Origin of the sequence: Pseudomonas sp. PvP001 (genome assembly GCF_040546375.1) — a bacterium.
GTDB lineage: Bacteria > Pseudomonadota > Gammaproteobacteria > Pseudomonadales > Pseudomonadaceae > Aquipseudomonas > Aquipseudomonas coleopterorum.
Map to the genome: position 1 here is coordinate 4612400 of NZ_JBEPNQ010000001.1, position 16136 is coordinate 4628535.

The window sequence follows — 16136 nt, forward strand, 5'->3', positions numbered from 1 at the left end:
CGCGCACGCACCGTCTCTGGAAACGTTCGCTCACCCCTGTAGCAGCGGCGCAAGCCGCGTCGGCGGCGCACGCGGAGGGTCAGAGCAAACGCAGCGCCCCCGGACGCGGCTCGCGCCGCTGCTACAGGGACTTGGGGTTTAGAAAACCACGCCTTGGCTGCGCAGGTAGTCGTCGTACGTGCCGCTGAAGTCGACCACGCCGCTGGCGCTCAGCTCGATGATGCGGGTGGCCAGGGAGGAGACGAACTCGCGGTCGTGGCTGACGAACACCAGCGTGCCAGGGTAGTTCTCCAGCGCCAGGTTCAGTGCCTCGATCGACTCCATGTCCAAGTGGTTGGTCGGCTCGTCCATGATCAGCACGTTGGGCTTCTGCAAGGTCAGCTTGCCGAACAGCATGCGCCCCTGCTCACCACCGGAAATCACCTTCACCGACTTGAGAATCTCGTCGTTGGAGAACAGCATGCGGCCCAAGGTGCCACGCACCATCTGCTCGCCCTGTGTCCACTGGCCCATCCAGTCGAACAGGTTCATGTCGTCTTCGAAATCGTGCGCGTGGTCCTGGGCGTAATAGCCAAGCTCCGCGCTCTCGGTCCACTTCACCGCGCCCGCGTCCGGGGTCAGTTCGCCGACCAGGGTACGCAACAGGGTGGTCTTGCCGATCCCGTTCGGGCCGATGATCGCCACACGCTCGCCAGCCTCGACCACGAAACTGAAGTTCTCGAACAACGGCTTGCCGTCGAAACCCTTGGACATGCGCTCGATGGTGACCGCCTGGCGGTGCAGCTTCTTGTTCTGCTCGAAGCGGATGAACGGGCTCACACGGCTCGAAGGCTTGACCTCGGCCAGTTGGATCTTGTCGATCTGCTTGGCCCGCGACGTCGCCTGCTTGGCTTTCGAAGCGTTGGCCGAGAAGCGCGAAACGAAGGTTTGCAGCTCGGCGATCTGGGCTTTCTTCTTGGCGTTGTCCGACAGCAGCTGCTCGCGCGATTGGGTCGCCGCAGTCATGTACTCGTCGTAGTTGCCTGGGAACAGACGCAGCTCACCGTAATCCAGGTCGGCCATGTGGGTGCAGACGCTGTTGAGGAAGTGCCGGTCGTGGGAAATGATGATCATGGTGCTGTTACGCGCCGTGAGAATGTTTTCCAGCCAGCGAATGGTGTTGATGTCCAGGTGGTTGGTCGGTTCGTCGAGCAACAGCACTTCAGGATCGGAAAACAACGCCTGTGCCAGCAGCACCCGCAGCTTCCAGCCCGGCGCGACTTCGGTCATCGGGCCGAAATGTTGTTCCAGCGGAATGCCCAGACCCAGCAACAGCTCGCCGGCACGGGACTCGGCGGTGTAGCCGTCCATTTCCGCGAACTCGGTTTCCAGCTCGGCGACGGCCATGCCGTCTTCTTCGCTCATTTCCGGCAGCGAGTAGATACGGTCGCGCTCGGCCTTGACCTTCCACAGCTCCTCGTGGCCCATGATGACCGTATCGATCACGCTGAACTGCTCGTAGGCGAACTGATCCTGACGCAGCTTGCCCAGGCGTACGTTCGGTTCGAGCATGACCTGCCCACCCGAGGGCTCCAGGTCGCCGCCCAGAATCTTCATGAACGTCGACTTGCCACATCCATTGGCGCCGATCAGGCCGTAGCGGTTGCCGTTGCCGAATTTCACGGAAACGTTCTCGAACAGCGGCTTGGCGCCAAACTGCATGGTGATGTTAGCTGTGGAGATCAAGGAGCTTACCTATCAATAACTGGGGGGAGCGTTGGGTTCAGGCGATACCGATTCGAGGCCGACGCGATAACACGCTGGAGCCGGGCAATAAAGGCGGGATGCAGACCGGACAGTGCGGCTATTGTCGCATAGGTACGGCGGTAGTTGTACGGCGGCCGGTCGCGAATTCATGGCCCCTGAAGCCCAGACAGGACATGGCTTTGCCCGCCGATCACCCGCAGACGCCGCGAAGGGCAGGGGTTGTTTTCTGTGATTCGAGCTCTGAAAATGTCGGCTTGGATTTTTTGATCAGGGATGAAACATTGAAGACTCTCGTCTGTTTGGTGGTTGCAGCCATTATCGCCTGGAAGTTTTTCCCACAGATCGCTGGATGGCTGAATTCCGATTCCTCAGCCAATTCAGGCGGCCTTGTATCCCCAACGCCGCTGAAGCCTCTGGCCAGCCGCGTCCCATTCAATTGTGATGGTCGACAGTACTGCTCTCAAATGACGTCCTGTGCCGAGGCGATGGCTTTTCTGCAGAATTGCCCTGGTATGAAAATGGATGGCAACAATGACGGCATTCCCTGCGAAACCCAGTGGTGCAAATGACAGCGTTTTTCCTACGCGGCTTCTGTACACAGAGGAGGCTAATCAGTAGTGCTTTCAGTTTTTCACCATCCGCCTAAGAGAGCCAAGCGACCGTCGACCTCTGCATGCACGGTCGCTGACGCGGCTCGTTCAAATAGCGTCGTTGCCAAATGATCAGGCAGCTTCAACTGAAACGGCGAGACGCTTGCCCATGGCAGCCAGTGCCGTCTCGATCTGCTCCATCTTGGATGTATGCAGAAAATCTACCAGACGATCCCCTTGGGTTTGATGAACCCCCAGCAACCGGCACAGATCGGCTTTGCGCATATCTCGCTCTATCATCGTATTCCAAAGCACAATCTTCGCTACGGTTACAGCAGGCAGGTGAATGATTCGCTCGCCCTGTTGCGGCGCTGATGCCTGCGGAATTGGACGTCGTTGGTCAACGTAGATCGACAGCGTTGTTTCTATTGCGTCAACGGCCTCGTTGGCAGCGTGCTGTTCGTCCTCCCCAAAGCTGTTCAGTTCGGGCAGGTCTCTGCAGTAGACCGCGAGACCCGGAACAGAGTCTTGTTCAAATCTGATTGCATAGTCATACATGGCTTCGTTCTCCGGGTAATAGTCCTGCTGTCAGGAAAGCGAAAACACTATCAAAGCCCCAGTTGTTTAATAATCCCCTTTCGGGTTCCTTCGGGCAGTTCCTCCGGCAGATAGAGCTCAGCCCTCACGCCCCAACCGCGCCAGACTCATCGCCAATTCATTTTTCCGAAACGGCTTGCTCAGCCGCGGCAGGTCGGGGTCGAGGCCTTCGCGCTCGGCATAGCCCGAAACCAGCAGGATCGCGGTCCCCGGCCGGGAGCAGCGGACTTGCCTGGCCAGATCGGTGCCGCTGATGCCCGGCATGAGGTGGTCGGTGATCAGCAGATCGAAGGCCTCGCCGGTGTCCATCAGGGCGATGGCTTCCTCGCCGGACGCGGCCTCGATGACGCAATAGCCCAACTCGGCCAGCATGTACGAGGTACTCGCCCGTACCAGTTCTTCATCATCCACCAGCAATGCGACGCCACGGCTGGAGGACAGCTCCGGCGTGTCGACCAAGCGCAGGGCCTCGGCGGGAAGGGCAACGCTGCGCGGCAGCCACAGCTCGACGTTGGTCCCCAGGCCCGGTGAGCTTTGAATGGTCAGCGCGCCGTTCAACTGCGAGGCCAACCCATGCACCATTGACAGACCCAGGCCGGTGCCCTGGCCAACGCCTTTGGTGGAGAAGAACGGTTCCACCGCACGCGCCAGCGTGGCGGCGTCCATGCCCGAGCCGGTGTCCGCGACGGACAGGCAGAGGTAGTTGCCCACGGCAAGCCCCGACCGATGCCCTGCCTCAATCGATTCCGTGCAGGCGGATATGCGCAGTGTTCCGCCCTCGAGCATTGCGTCTCGGGCGTTGACGGAGAGGTTGAGCAGCGCCATCTCCAGTTGGTTGACGTCGGCGATTGCGGCGGGCAGATGCTCCGGCGCATCGACGACGACCTTGATCTGCGGGCCGGTGGTGCTGGCCAGCAGGTCGCCCATGTCAGTGACCAGCTTGCCGACGTTGACGGCAACCGCCTGCAGCGGCTGGCGCCGGGCAAAGGCCAGTAGCCGCTGTACCAGCGTCTTGGCGCGGTCCGCCGATTGCACGGCGCCTGAGATCAGCCGTTGTTCCCGCTCGCCGCCCACGCCTCGACGCTGGAGCATGTCCAGCGTGCCGACGATCGGGGTGAGCAGGTTGTTGAAGTCATGAGCCACGCCACCGGTGAGTTGCCCCATGGCTTCCATCTTCTGGCTCTGCCGCAAAGCCAACTGGACTTCTTCACGCTCGGCGATGGCTTGGGCCACGCGCCCTTCGAGGGTGGCATTGAGCTCGCGCAGCTTTTCATCGGCATTCTTGCGGGCGGTGATGTCCATCGCCGTGCCAGTGACGCGCAGACAGCGTCCGTGCTCATCGAACACGGCCCGTCCCTTGGCCGCCACCCAGCGCACCACACCATCCTCGCGACCGATGGTACGGTAGTCCACATCGTAGAGCGCCCGGCGCTCAGGATCCATGGCCGCTGTGAAGGCCTCTATGGTCGCCCTGCGATCGTGAGGGTGAAGACCCTGATAAAAATCTTCCAGGGTGACCGACACATCGGCCGAGATGCCGAACATCGCCTTGGTCTGCGGTGGCCACACCAGCGTGTTCTGCACCAGGTCCACATCCCAGAACCCGACATCGGCGTGGTCCACCGCCAGGCGCAACCGGGCTTCGCTGGTGCGCACGGCGACATCGACTTGCGCGCGGTGCACCATGAGGCCAATGGTCTGCACGACGAAATCGATGATCTCGACGTCTGCCGGAACGGCCTGCCGTACCTCTGTGTGATACAGCACGACGGCACCCATCACGGCGCCCTGCGTGGAACGGATCGGAGTCGACCAGCACACCTGCAAGCCATGCTCGTTGGCCAGCACTGCCAGCTGGTTTGCCAACACGTCGTTCGAACTGTCGCCGGTGCTTGTCTTGCCAGCGTCCAAGTCCACGCAGAGGCCTTCGACCGCCCCGGTGTAGTGACCAGGAAGGTTGGGGCCCACGCAGCGCTGCACGTGCCGCCCCTGTTCGTCCAGCAGCAGGACGTTTCCCAGCAGACCGGACGTGGACAGAGTCTCGACCTCGCGCACGATCGCTTCCAGCGTGACGTCCAGGCTGCCTTCGGCCACTGCCAGCGCCAGCATGCGGTTCTGCGCAGCGCCGATGGCGGCCGCGCGGTTGCGCGCCTGGGTCAGACGCGCGTTTTCAATGGCAATGGTGGCCAGACGCGCCAGGCTTTCCAGGCGTTCGATGGTGTCGCGGTTATGGGGGCGCACCTGCGACCAGTACGCGCCGAGCGCGGCCACCGCCAGCGGTTTGCCGATCGGGACCATGACCAGGCTGCGCACGAACGTCGGGTCGTAGGCTTCCCGCGGGATACGCGGGTCCAGCCGCACGTCCGGGATGACGTAGGTCTTGTTGTCGAGCATCGCCCAGCCGGACACGCAGCGATCGATCGGAAACGTCTTGCCGCTCCACAGCGGGGAAACCGCATCCTCGGCCACGTAGGTGCAGTGCCCGCCGTTTTCGATGACGATCGCGATGCCCTCGGCACCCACCGTCGCCCGAGCCGTGTCGCGAAGAACGCTGACCACTTCCTCGATGGACTCGGCCATGGCCAGCCGTTCGCTGGCCTGCAACACGTGGGACAGTCGTTCATCACTGCCCAGACCCTTGGGTACGATGTGCAAGCGGAGCTCCGATGGATGAGAGAGGTACCGGGCGAGGTGCCCGACGGTCCAGTTTCTCAGAAATGCGGCCGAGCCGATAGCACGGCCGTAAAGCTGAAAACTGCCGTTGGTCTCCCTACCTGAGCACCGACAGCCGATACACACCGCCATCGTTCTCGATGCCATGGGTATCGTGGGCGAAGCCGGGAAACGCGCGGTCGAAACTCTCCAGCGCTTTGAGGTAGGCGAGCAGCGGACCGTCCGCAGCCCCGGCGTTCTCGCCGGGCATCAGCAGCGGAATGCCGGGCGGGTAGGGCACGATACCCGTCGCCACGACCCGTCCGGCCGCATCGTCCAGCGTCACCAGTTCGACCTCGTTGCGCACCAGTTTCTCGTAGGTCTGCACCGGGCTGAATTCGGCCTGTGGCAGCGTACCGAAGGCTGCGGCCATGGCGGCAGTGGTGCGGTTGGCCTTCATCGCCGTGAAGATCTCTTCGGCCAGATCGCGCAGGCCCATGCCGTTGTAGCGCTGCTGCGTAACGGCGAGCAGGTCGGGCAGGCACAGTTCCAGCTCAAGGTTGGCGTCGTAGTCGCGCTTGAAATCCAGCAGTGCGTTCACCAGGGTGCCCCACTTGCCCTTGGTGATACCGATGGAGAACAGGAAGAGCAGGGTGAAGTCGGTGGTTTTCTCGACCACGATCCCTTGCCGGCCCAGATACGCACTCACCACACAGGCCGGAATGCCGAAGTCCAGCAACTGCCCGTCGTCGCCCATGCCGGGGGTCAGAATCGACACCTTGATCGGGTCGAGCATGCAGTAACCGTCTTCGATGTCGCCGAAACCGTGCCAGATCTCGCCGGGGTGCAGCACCCAGCAGTTCGGGTCGGACTTGAGCCTGAGCGGGTCGACTTCATGGAAGTCGATGGCGGTCCCGCCGATGTCTATCGACGGCGGCTGCCAGCAGGACACGAACCAGTCGTCGTTGGCCCGCATGTCGGCGTGCATTCGTGAAATCACCTGGCGAAACGCGATGGCTTCCTCGATGGATTCATTGGTCAGGATCTGCCCGCTCGGCGCCTCCATCATGGCCGAACTGACGTCGCAGGAGGCCATGATCGCGTAGTTGGGCGAGGTCGAGGCGTGCATCATGTACGACTCGTTGAAGCGAGCGTGAGGGATAGGATTGCGCCCGTTGCGCACATGGATCATCGATGCCTGGGACAGCGCGGCCAGCAGCTTGTGGGTGGACTGGGTGGCGAACACCGTCGGCTTGGAGGCGTCGTGGTCATCGGGGCTGCCGTGCATCGCGAAGCGATCCTTGTACAACGGATTGAACCGCGCGTAGCCATACCATGCCTCGTCGAAGTGCAGCCGGTCGACGCTTTGCCCGAGCAATTCCTCGACCCGCGTGACGTTGTAGGTCAAGCCGTCATAGGTGGAGTTGGTGACGATGGCGTGTACCGGCGTGGGATCGATGTGCGGCCCGACCAGCGGGTTGCTCGCAATCGCCGCACGCACCGCGGCGGCGCTCAACGTCTGCGGCAGGATCGGGCCGATGATGCCGAAGCGATTGCGCGTCGGCACCAGGTAGGTCGGAATCGCCCCGGACAGGGTCATCGCGTGCTCGGCGGATTTGTGGCAGTTACGGTCGCACAGCGCGATCTGATCGCGGGTGACGCTGGCCATCAGGATCACCCGGTTCGACATCGACGAGCCGTTGGTGACGTAATAGGTGCGATGGGCGCCGAACACCTTGGCCGCATACCGCTCGCCCTGGCCAATGGGGCCACTGTGGTCGAGCAGCGAGCCCAGTTCGCCGACCGAAATGGACAGGTCGGAGCGCAGCAGATTTTCCCCGAAGAACTCATAGAACGCCCGGCCAGCCGTGCTTTTCAGAAAGGCCGTACCGCCGGCATGGCCCGGGGTGTGCCAGGAGTATTCATAACTGCGGGCGAACTTGAGCAGGGCGCCGAACATGGGCGGCAGCACCGCCTGGCGATAGCGTTCCATGGCCGCCAGGATCCGCCCACTGAGGAAACGACTGGTGTCCTCGGGCAGCCAGATGAAATCGTCGGCGTGCTGCATGACGATCAACGGCACGTTGGATGCGGTGCTGCGGTCGCTGATCAGGAATACCGGGACCCGCGTGTTGCGCTCGCGCAGTGTGGTGAGCAGGTCGATGCATTGCTGGTGGTCGGCACTCCTGTCCATTTCCCAACTGAGCAATACGCACTGGATCGCCGGGTCGGTGCTCAGGATCGACTTGGCATCGTCCAGACGCTCGGAGGTGATCACGCTGATGGATCGTTCTTCCACGTCGGTGATCAGCTGGATCAGCGCCCGCCCGAACACGGTGCGCTTGTCTGGCTGGTCGCTGATCAACAATGCCAGCATGCCGAGCAGGTTTCTATGGTCCATCATGGTCGCGCCTCCAGGGCTGGGGTCTTGAGTGTGGGCAGAGCGTTCACGGGGACCGCCTCACCGACGATATGTTGTGCCGCCACCGTCTGGGTCGGGACGCTGTTATTGACGGCTTCCAGGCGGATCAGCCGATTGTTGACGAAGCCGAACAGCGTGTAGCCGACGATGGTCGCCACGCCACCCAGCATCAGGGCCTGGGCCCCCGAGCTGTACAGTGCCAGGTAGCTGTAGGCCGTCGCGACCGCGGCGACGACGTTGGTTATCAAGGCCTTGTTGGCCGGGACATTCGACACCTTCTGCAAGGTCATCAAGGTGGCCATCGACAGAATGTACGGCACCAGGTTGGTGACCACCGCCAGGTTCACCAGGGTGTCGAACTGCTTGGCCAGGTCAGGGCTGATGGTCAGCAAGGCCATCGCGGTCTGGATGGCGAGCAGGATCAGCATGCTGATGATCGGCACCCCGTGCCCGTTGACCTTGGCGAAGATCGGCAGAAAGTAGCCGGTGTCGGCCGAGCTCTTGAACACTTGGGCCACGGTGAACTGCCAACCCAGCAGCGAACCGATACAGGCGAGCACCATCAGGCCCATGACCAGGTTGCCGATCATCGGCGTGAACATCTTGGCGAACACCAGGCCGAACGGCGCGGTGGAGGACACCAGTTCGGCATTGTCGACGATGCCGGCAATCACATTGGTAGACAGGATGTAGATCACCGCCGCTCCCAACGTGCCGCCGAGCACGGCAATGGGTACGTTTTTTTCCGGGTTTTCCACGGCGTCGCCGTTGGCACACGCCGATTCCAGGCCAAGAAACGCCCACAGAGTGATTGCCACCGAGGCACCGGCCGCTTCGTACCAAGGCATGTCGTGGGGGTTCCAGCCCGCCGCATAGGTGCCGCTGTCGAACCAGAACCAGCCGATCGTCGACACCAGCACCACGGGTGCGATCACGCCCCACACCGTGATCGAACCGATCTTGCCGGTAACGCTCGCGCCGCCGAAGTTGGCGAAGGTGGTCAGCCATAACAGCGCGATGGTCGCCAGGCCCACTTGCAGCGAATCGAGTCTGATATCGAACAGCGTCTGAATGTATCCGACCGCCGTGATGCTAATCGCCACGTTGGCGATCAGCAGGGACAGTCCGTAGGTGTAGTTGGTGATGTAGTTGCCCGACTTGCCGAAGGTGTATTCCGCGTAACCGCCCATGCCCCCGGTCTTGCGGCTGAGCATGCCGCAGCGGGCGAAGGCATAGGCCAGGGCCAGGGAGCCGGTAGCCGTGATCAGCCAGGAGAGGATCGAGATGCCGCCGACTTCGGCGAGCTTGGTGGGTAACAGAACGATGCCGGATCCCAGCATGTTGACGGCTGTCAGCATGGTCAGCTGACTCACACTCATCTTCTTCATGACGGCCACTCCATTGCCTGAATGATCAGAGAGGCCTTTAGCTATAGCAAAGAAACCTCAGAAGACAAGGCAGTGTCTGGTTTGCAGGGAAGGGCAAACCGCTCGTCACGTCAGCGGCACTTCCCGGGTTGCGGTGATCTCCCACTATCAGGTGCGGATGAACCGCGCCACGAAAGGAGACATATCATGGTCGAAGACAACAACCACCCGCAGAATCCGTATCCAGGGCCCGCCGAGCCAGGTAGCGGGGAAGAGGGCTACCCTGATATCCACGACGAGCATGATGACGAACAGGACGGCTCGCCTGGCAACAAGGCGGTGGAAGAACCCGATACCGAGGCCAATCCACCCGTCGACGAAGACGAAGAGCCTTCGCCCGGCAACAGCCTCTAGCTAATATCCTCTAGATAAGAGCCCGGCCTGCCCAGTGAACCTGCACCCTGCCTTGCGCAGGGTGCTTGCATTTTACGCCGAGCCCGAGGCGTCCTTCAGGCCATTGAGCTGCATGTACTCCTCCCACGGCATGCCAGCCATCTCGGCCACTTCCCTGTGAACCTCCAGCCGTTGCGCCTGAAAGTCTTCCGGGGTGTCGGCGGTGAGCTTGAGGGTCAGCTCCCAGGCGAACAGGTCCTGGCCATTGGCAGCTTCTTCGAAGGCCTCGTGCAGGCGTTCGGCGCGGTATTCCTCGATGCTCAGCCCTGCCGCACGTGCGGCCAGGGGGTTGAGGGTATCCAGTTCCGTTTGCAGCTCGGGACTCATCTCGAGGAAACGGTCCAGTGCGGCCTGGTGACGCGAATCGGGTTCTGCCATGGGGCCTTCGATCGGTGTGGGAAAGGGCACGATTGTGCAGGCCCCTGTCGATGCAGGCAATGCCGGGTGCGGCCGGTTTTGTGACGAACAGCACGTAACCCAGTGGAACGCGCCGTGTCTGGCGAGCACTAAGGCCTATCTTCATTCATCACCGCAGGACCTTGCGATGGCCTACGTGTTGTTGCTGTTGGCAGGCGCCGTGCTGGCGACTTCGGCCACTCTATGGCCGCAATGGTGTGGCCGCTCCGGGACAGTCGGGCGCTCGCGCCTCGGCATCTGGCTGCTGGGCCATTTCGAGGTGCTGGGTGCCTTCTTCCTGCTGCTCACCGCCATGCACCTTTGCCAATGATGTTTCGTCGCTGATGCTGCCTGTTCGCGTCGATGCTACATTCGCGGTTTATCTGAATCCGGAATGGAAACGACGATGCGAATCATCGCTGCAGTACTTGGCCTGTGCGTACTCACCGGTTGCACCAGCCTCAACATGAAACAGGCGCGCAGCACTGCGCCGGTGCAGACCATGACGTCGGAGAAACCGGCGCAGAAGATCGCCCAATGCGTGCAGTTCAGCTGGCAGGACGAAGCCATGTTCGGCGTGATGACCGATGCGTCCAGTGAAGCCAGCGAGGGCGGTTACACCGTGTTCACTCCCGCAGCCACGTACTTCGCCGACATCCGCCCACGCGGTGCCGGTAGCCAGGTCAGCTTCTATGCCCGCGAGCAGGGCGAGGTCGCCACGCGCCGACTGGCATCGCTGGCCACCTGCCTTTAAGCGCGAAACGTCCTGATTCTGCGTCAAAATAATCTGCACCCCTGCGCTGCAGTCGCGTCTGATGCCATGACTTCATCGATACAACAAAATCACTGTGCTTTGTGAGGATGATATGGCACCCAGCAGTTCGACGCAGATTCCAGACCCTCTGGACCGTCCCAACGATCCGGCCGCGCCCGAACCCTTCGCCGAGGGCAAGCTCGACGAGGACGTGCGGCCTGGCGACGAAGGCCTGTCGCCCATGCCGATGGACCGCGACCCTGAGCTGGACCCGCGCCAGGTGCGCACCCAGACCGGCGACGCCGACATGAGCCCGGACGATCCGGCCTGAGCCTACCAGCTGATTCGCAACCCCAGGCTGCCCTGCAGGCTTTCCTGAGGTTGTGAATCCAGGCTGCGGGCGTAGTCGGTGTTCAGGTACAGGCTGACGTCGTCGCTGAGCCGCGCGGCCAGGCCCACGCCCAGTGTGGCTTGGGTCGCCCGATGCTGGCTGCGCAGGGTATCGATGTCATCGAAGGTCACTGCGTCTTCGCCGTCCAACGTGTGCCGAAGGTTGGCCCGAACATAGGGTTCGACCGGCGTACCGCCCACCCGATACTCACCTTTCAAACGCACTCCCAGGCGTGTCCGCCAATAGTGCTCGCTGTGGAATGCCACTTTCGACACGGGATCACGCGCCGTGTCCAGCTTGATCTTCTGTCCGACCACCTGCACCTGCGGCTCCAGCAGCCATTGCTCGTTGAGTCTTAGCGGGTAACCGGCCTCCAGGGAAACAGCCACTCCGTGTCCGTCGAGGTCGAGCGTATAGCCGCGTTCGGAGCGGCTGCGCCCCTCGAATCGAGTGCTCATCGCGACCAGGTCAAGGTAGGCCCCTGCGGGGCTGACCACCGTCCAATAGGCGCCGAGGTTGTCGGCGCGCAGGCGAATGTTGCCCGAAGGGGTGTCGTCGAAGCCCAGGGCGAAGCCGCGCACCTTGCCATCCAGTCGAGCATTCCCGACGAACAGCCCGGCGTGCTGGCGGTAGCCACTGTCGCCAAGGATGGCGAACAGATCATGACCTACCTGGTAGCCACTGATATTGCTGCTCAAATTGGGGATCGCCGCGCCGGCCCACTGCTGTCGCCCGTGACTGCCGAAGGTTCGGGCCCACCCGGCAGGCAGGACGCCGCGTTCCCTGAGCAGACTTTGCTCGCCCTGACGCTCGTGGAAGCTCCCCAGGCTGTCCAGCGCCAGCAAGGCGGCAGCAGGCGGTACGACGCTGTAGGCGGGTACTTCGATGCGATACAGCACGATGCTCTGACCAGGGGCCGGGCGTGGCAGGTTTGGTGTGCCGATCGCCGCGATGGGTTCCTGAGCGCCCGGCGCAGGGGCGGGTGGCGTTGGCTCGGGTTCAGGAGGCGGCGGCTGGACTGGCGGCTCGATGATAGGTGGCTCGACTGCGGGCGGTTCGACTGCCGGGGGTTTCGGCTCGACCACAGGGGGTTCGATCACTGGCGGCTCGATCACAGGCGGTTCGACTATGGGAGGCTGGACCACAGGCGGTTCAATCACCGGCGGCTCAGTGACCGGCGGTACCACCACTGGCGGCGCCACCACGGATGAACGCAGGAACCAGCTGTTCTCGCTGCCCGCGGTGATCCCACCCTTGAACAGGTAATACTGATACGCGCCGACCGACAGGTCGTTGGCCAGGGTGAAGGCACCGTCGGTGCTGGTCGCGCCTTGCGTGGCTTCGACCAGGGCGATGCCGTTGGCGGCGGTCTGCGCACCTTGGCCATCGAGATTATCCACCGTGATGGCAGTGCGGCCACTGAGCGTGCCTTGGGCCACGACCAGCCGATCGGAAGGGGCGTCGTCTCCGGCCAGCACCGTCTGCAGTTTCAGCCGGGCATCATCGCCCACATAGTTGCCGATGACGGTCAGTCGATCACCGGCCTGGGCGCCGCTGCGGGTCAGGTCGATCAGGCCTGCATTGTTCAGCGTGATCGTCTGACCGGCGACGATCGGGCCCACCGAGCCTTGGGTGGCGCCCAGGGTACTGCTGCGGTCGAGGGTCAGCAGGCCGCTGTTCGCGGGTGTCGAGTCATCGGCCAGCGTCAGGCGATCGGGCAGGTCCAACACAGATCCGTTGCTCAGGTTGATCGTTTCCCAGTAGCTGTAGCGTGCGCCGCCCACGCTGCGACTGTTGTCGAAGGTCAGGGTATCGACTCCGGCGTCGCCGTAGATCAGGCTGGGCGACGCCAGCCGAGTCTCATTCAGATTGCTCAACAGCGCGGTGTCGTTGCCCGGGCCCAGGCTGATCGCGCCGTGAATCAGGCCCGCGTCGCGCCAGATGAAGCGATCGTCGCCAAAACTCATCAGGACGTTGGCGCCGATATCACCCCCGCTCACGGTCACTTGGTCGGTGCCGCCGCTGACGCTGATGCTGCCGCCGATACTGCCACCGGAGACGGCGATGGTATCGTTGCCGAAGCCTGCGACCAGGTTGCCGTTGATGCGGCCTCCAGACAGCTCGAACAGGTTGTTGTCCAGCTTCATGTCGACTCGGCCAATGGTGCCGCCGCTCATCCGCGCGATGTCGCCGTCCTCGAAGGCGCCAACGATGGTGCCGTCGGTCATCGAAAAGGTGTCCAGCCCGTCACCTTGGCTGAGCGACTGGATCTGCCCGCCGCGCATGATGAAGCTGTCGATGCCGCTGCCCTGGCTGACCGCGCCGCTGATGGTACCGCCCAGCACTTCGAGCGTATCGGCGCCATCGCCCTGAACCAGGGAGAACAATCGCCCGCCGCTGACGATCACCGTGTCCGCGCCTGCACCGGTGTTCAGCACGCCGCCAATGCTGCCCGAGCCCATCAGCACGCTGTCCTGGCCAGGGCCGAACTCGACCGCTCCTGTAATGGTGCCGTTGCCATCGGGTGGCAGGGTCAGGCTGTTGTTACCCAGCAGATCACTCAGCGAGGGAGCTGTTCCGCTGTCGCACACGTAGGCGTCATTGCCCAGGCCGGGGGCGAACGTGCAGTCGGCCGACGCCATGTCGGAGGCGGCCCAACTGGTCAACAGCGACGCGGTCAATAAGCAGCGGTGTCTAAACAACTCGTTGGTGTTCATCGACAACTCCCACACACGCGTTCGCCGCGAAACAAGACGCGGTGAGCAATCAAGTGGTTGATGGAATCAAATATTGCAACGAGTGTAGTCGACGAATGTTGGAAGTTGCTTTAAAAGACAGAACGGTATGAAGTTATTCAATAGCGGTATGGATGAAAAAAGTTATTCATCGATGCCGCTATTAGTTGCAAAGGTGTTCCTGGCTGTTCGTGCTCAAGAAGCCTTGCGCGGACTGCGTCTGGCCGGGGCTTTTTTTGCGGCGGTTTTCGCCTTGGCCGGCTTGGGCTTGGCAGCAGCGGATGGCTTGCCGGCAAGGCTGCGCTTGAGCAGCTCGGTCAGGTCGATGACGTCGGCGGTCTGCCGTGACGCTTGGCCGGCTTCGGTTTCCACGTCTTCGATTTCACCTTTATTGGCCTTCTTCTCGACCAGCGCCATGATCTTCTGCTCGAACTTGTCGACATATTCTTCGGGCTGCCAATCGCCACTCATGTCTTCGACCAGACGCTTGGCCATGTCCAGTTCTTTCTTGGTCAGTTCGGGCTTTTTCACGTCCTTGCCCAGTTCCAGAATATCCAGGTCACGCACTTCGGAAGGCCAGCGCAACTTCACCATCACCAGTGCACCGTCCAGCGGCATCAGCGCAGCCAGGTATTGGCGGGTGTGCAATACCACCAGAGCCAGTGCAACTTTCTTGGTGCTGATCAATGTTTCCCGCAACAGTGCATACACTTTTTCGCCACGGCGATCCGGGGCCAGGAAGTAGGGCGTGTCTATATTGGGCAGGGGGATCTGGGTGCGATCGACGAACGAGAAGATGTCGATGGTTTGTGTCGACACAGGGTGGGCCGCTCGGATTTCGTCTTCGCCCAGGACAACGTAGCGACCTTTCTCGTACTGGACGCCCTTGACGATGTTTTCCTTGTCCATCTCCTTGCCGGTCTTCTTGTTGATGCGCTTGTAGCCGACCGGGTCCATGCTGCGTTTATCCAGCCAATCGAAGTCGACGCCCTGTGAGGCAGTGGCCGAAACCAGGGCCACGGGGATGTGCACCAGACCGAAACTGATCGCGCCTTTCCAGATTGCTCTTGCCATGGTGAAAACTGTCCCTGAGCGGTGTGTCTGCAGGGGACCCTACGGTGATCGGCAAAGTTTCAATGGCTTGGTGTTATGCAAATTGCAAGGGCGGTGCACCGTAATCTTGCACAATGCACGACCCGTGGATCGAGCCTCAAGGCTAACTCATTGATAGATATGGGAAGTGCTTTTTGGTGCAGAGGGCATGAAAGGTGCACTGTCTTCGGGCAAGCCCGACTTCAGGGATAAGACCAAGAATGGAGTGTCATCATGTTGTCCACCCTTGAACTGCGCAACATCATTGAAAGCAGTTTCCTGCCCCAGCGCTGCCAGTGCACCCAGGCCACCGATCGGTCCTTGACCGTACGTGTGTTCGATCAGGCGACGCATAAGGTCGACTACACACTCAGCGGAATCCGCACCGAGCAGTTGACCAGCAGCCGAGCGATTTCCAATCTGATTGCGGGTATGCGCACCGATCTCAAGCGTCAGCATCAGATGCCGAAGGCTGTCGGCGAGTACCTCTGAATCAGCAACGACTGTGCCGTGTTCATTTCAACGAACCGCGTGTGCCGCCGACGCGGCTTGCGCCGCTGCTACAGGGGTGGTCGTTTTCAGGGACCACGGCGTTCGTCCATGCGGCATCGCAAGTGGGCGGTGGCTCTGATGGAGCGCGGTGTCTGCCGATGTGGTGTCAGTCGCGGTAGAACACTTGTACCAAGTGGTAACCGAATTTGCTCTTCACCGGGCCATGCACCGTACGCAGCGGCTTCTTGAAGATGATCTGATCGATCGCTCCGACCATCTGCCCAGGGCGAACCTCGCCCAGGTCGCCGCCGCGCTTGCCGGACGGGCAGGTCGAATACTTCTTCGCCAGCACATCGAACGCCTCGCCCTTGGCGATGCGCAGGCGCAGTGCTTCCGCTTCCTCGGCAGTCTTGACCAGAATGTGCCTTGCTTGTGCCTTCATTACCCGA

The 16136-nt window shown here is 61.9% G+C and carries 14 protein-coding genes and 1 pseudogene; 6 read left to right on the forward strand and 9 right to left on the reverse strand.

Annotated features, from left to right (window positions below; genetic code table 11):
- Positions 1–138: 138 nt before the first annotated feature.
- Positions 139–1725, reverse strand: a complete 1587-nt coding sequence (locus ABMD26_RS21100) for an ABC-F family ATPase (RefSeq protein ID WP_354311595.1) — start codon at positions 1723–1725, stop codon at positions 139–141.
- A 449-nt stretch (positions 1726–2174) separates the two neighbouring features.
- Here ABMD26_RS21100 and ABMD26_RS22300 point away from each other — a divergent pair.
- A pseudogene (locus ABMD26_RS22300) lies at positions 2175–2315 on the forward strand (excalibur calcium-binding domain-containing protein); the annotation flags it as partial.
- 153 nt (positions 2316–2468) lie between these two features.
- Here ABMD26_RS22300 and ABMD26_RS21110 read toward each other — a convergent pair.
- The 4 genes from ABMD26_RS21110 to potE all read right to left on the reverse strand — a co-directional run bounded on the left by ABMD26_RS21110 (position 2469) and on the right by potE (position 9404).
- Positions 2469–2894 carry a type II toxin-antitoxin system HicB family antitoxin gene (locus tag ABMD26_RS21110; protein ID WP_354311597.1) on the reverse strand — a complete coding sequence of 142 codons (426 nt, stop codon included), beginning with the start codon at positions 2892–2894 and terminating at the stop codon, positions 2469–2471.
- A 117-nt stretch (positions 2895–3011) separates the two neighbouring features.
- Positions 3012–5513 carry an ATP-binding protein gene (locus tag ABMD26_RS21115; protein ID WP_502948351.1) on the reverse strand — a complete coding sequence of 834 codons (2502 nt, stop codon included), beginning with the start codon at positions 5511–5513 and terminating at the stop codon, positions 3012–3014.
- A 190-nt stretch (positions 5514–5703) separates the two neighbouring features.
- Positions 5704–7989 carry an Orn/Lys/Arg family decarboxylase gene (locus tag ABMD26_RS21120; protein WP_320521724.1) on the reverse strand — a complete coding sequence of 762 codons (2286 nt, stop codon included), beginning with the start codon at positions 7987–7989 and terminating at the stop codon, positions 5704–5706.
- Positions 7986–9404, reverse strand: coding sequence for a putrescine-ornithine antiporter (gene potE / locus ABMD26_RS21125; RefSeq protein ID WP_354311602.1), 1419 nt, complete (start codon positions 9402–9404; stop codon positions 7986–7988). Before potE ends, ABMD26_RS21120 begins: the two co-directional genes overlap by 4 nt.
- Positions 9405–9581: 177 nt before the next feature.
- Between potE and ABMD26_RS21130 the strand changes: the two genes are divergently transcribed.
- On the forward strand, positions 9582–9788 hold the full coding sequence (locus ABMD26_RS21130; RefSeq protein WP_090358644.1) for a hypothetical protein: 207 nt from the start codon (positions 9582–9584) through the stop codon (positions 9786–9788).
- A gap of 72 nt (positions 9789–9860) precedes the next feature.
- Here the strand turns inward: ABMD26_RS21130 and ABMD26_RS21135 are convergent, their stop codons facing one another.
- A complete protein-coding gene (locus ABMD26_RS21135) occupies positions 9861–10205 on the reverse strand; it encodes a DUF6388 family protein (RefSeq protein WP_192067162.1) in 345 nt (114 codons plus the stop codon).
- Between the two features lie 166 nt (positions 10206–10371).
- Here ABMD26_RS21135 and ABMD26_RS21140 point away from each other — a divergent pair, with 166 nt between their 5' ends.
- The 3 genes from ABMD26_RS21140 (at position 10372) to ABMD26_RS21150 (ending at position 11308) form a co-directional block, all read left to right on the forward strand.
- Positions 10372–10554: a hypothetical protein gene (locus ABMD26_RS21140; protein WP_354311605.1), complete on the forward strand. Its 183-nt coding sequence runs from the start codon at positions 10372–10374 to the stop codon at positions 10552–10554.
- A 75-nt stretch (positions 10555–10629) separates the two neighbouring features.
- Entirely contained in the window at positions 10630–10977 is a 348-nt protein-coding gene (locus ABMD26_RS21145) for a hypothetical protein (protein WP_354311607.1), read from the forward strand.
- Positions 10978–11089: 112 nt separating this feature from the next.
- Positions 11090–11308, forward strand: a complete 219-nt coding sequence (locus ABMD26_RS21150; RefSeq protein ID WP_122743225.1) for a hypothetical protein — start codon at positions 11090–11092, stop codon at positions 11306–11308.
- A 2-nt stretch (positions 11309–11310) separates the two neighbouring features.
- Here ABMD26_RS21150 and ABMD26_RS21155 read toward each other — a convergent pair whose 3' ends face one another.
- The gene (locus tag ABMD26_RS21155) at positions 11311–14085 is read right to left on the reverse strand and encodes an autotransporter family protein (RefSeq protein ID WP_354311609.1); all 2775 of its coding nucleotides are present in this window, start codon (positions 14083–14085) and stop codon (positions 11311–11313) included.
- A gap of 213 nt (positions 14086–14298) precedes the next feature.
- On the reverse strand, positions 14299–15177 hold the full coding sequence (ku, locus tag ABMD26_RS21160; RefSeq protein ID WP_354311611.1) for a non-homologous end joining protein Ku: 879 nt from the start codon (positions 15175–15177) through the stop codon (positions 14299–14301).
- A gap of 252 nt (positions 15178–15429) precedes the next feature.
- On the opposite strand from ku, the gene ABMD26_RS21165 reads away from it, so the two are divergent.
- Complete coding sequence (locus tag ABMD26_RS21165; RefSeq protein WP_192067172.1) at positions 15430–15687, forward strand: DUF1652 domain-containing protein; 258 nt, start codon at positions 15430–15432, stop codon at positions 15685–15687.
- 166 nt (positions 15688–15853) lie between these two features.
- Here ABMD26_RS21165 and ABMD26_RS21170 read toward each other — a convergent pair whose 3' ends face one another.
- Positions 15854–16129 (reverse strand): peptidylprolyl isomerase, encoded by a 276-nt coding sequence (locus ABMD26_RS21170; protein WP_043189034.1) that lies wholly within the window; start codon positions 16127–16129, stop codon positions 15854–15856.
- Positions 16130–16136 lie beyond the last annotated feature (7 nt).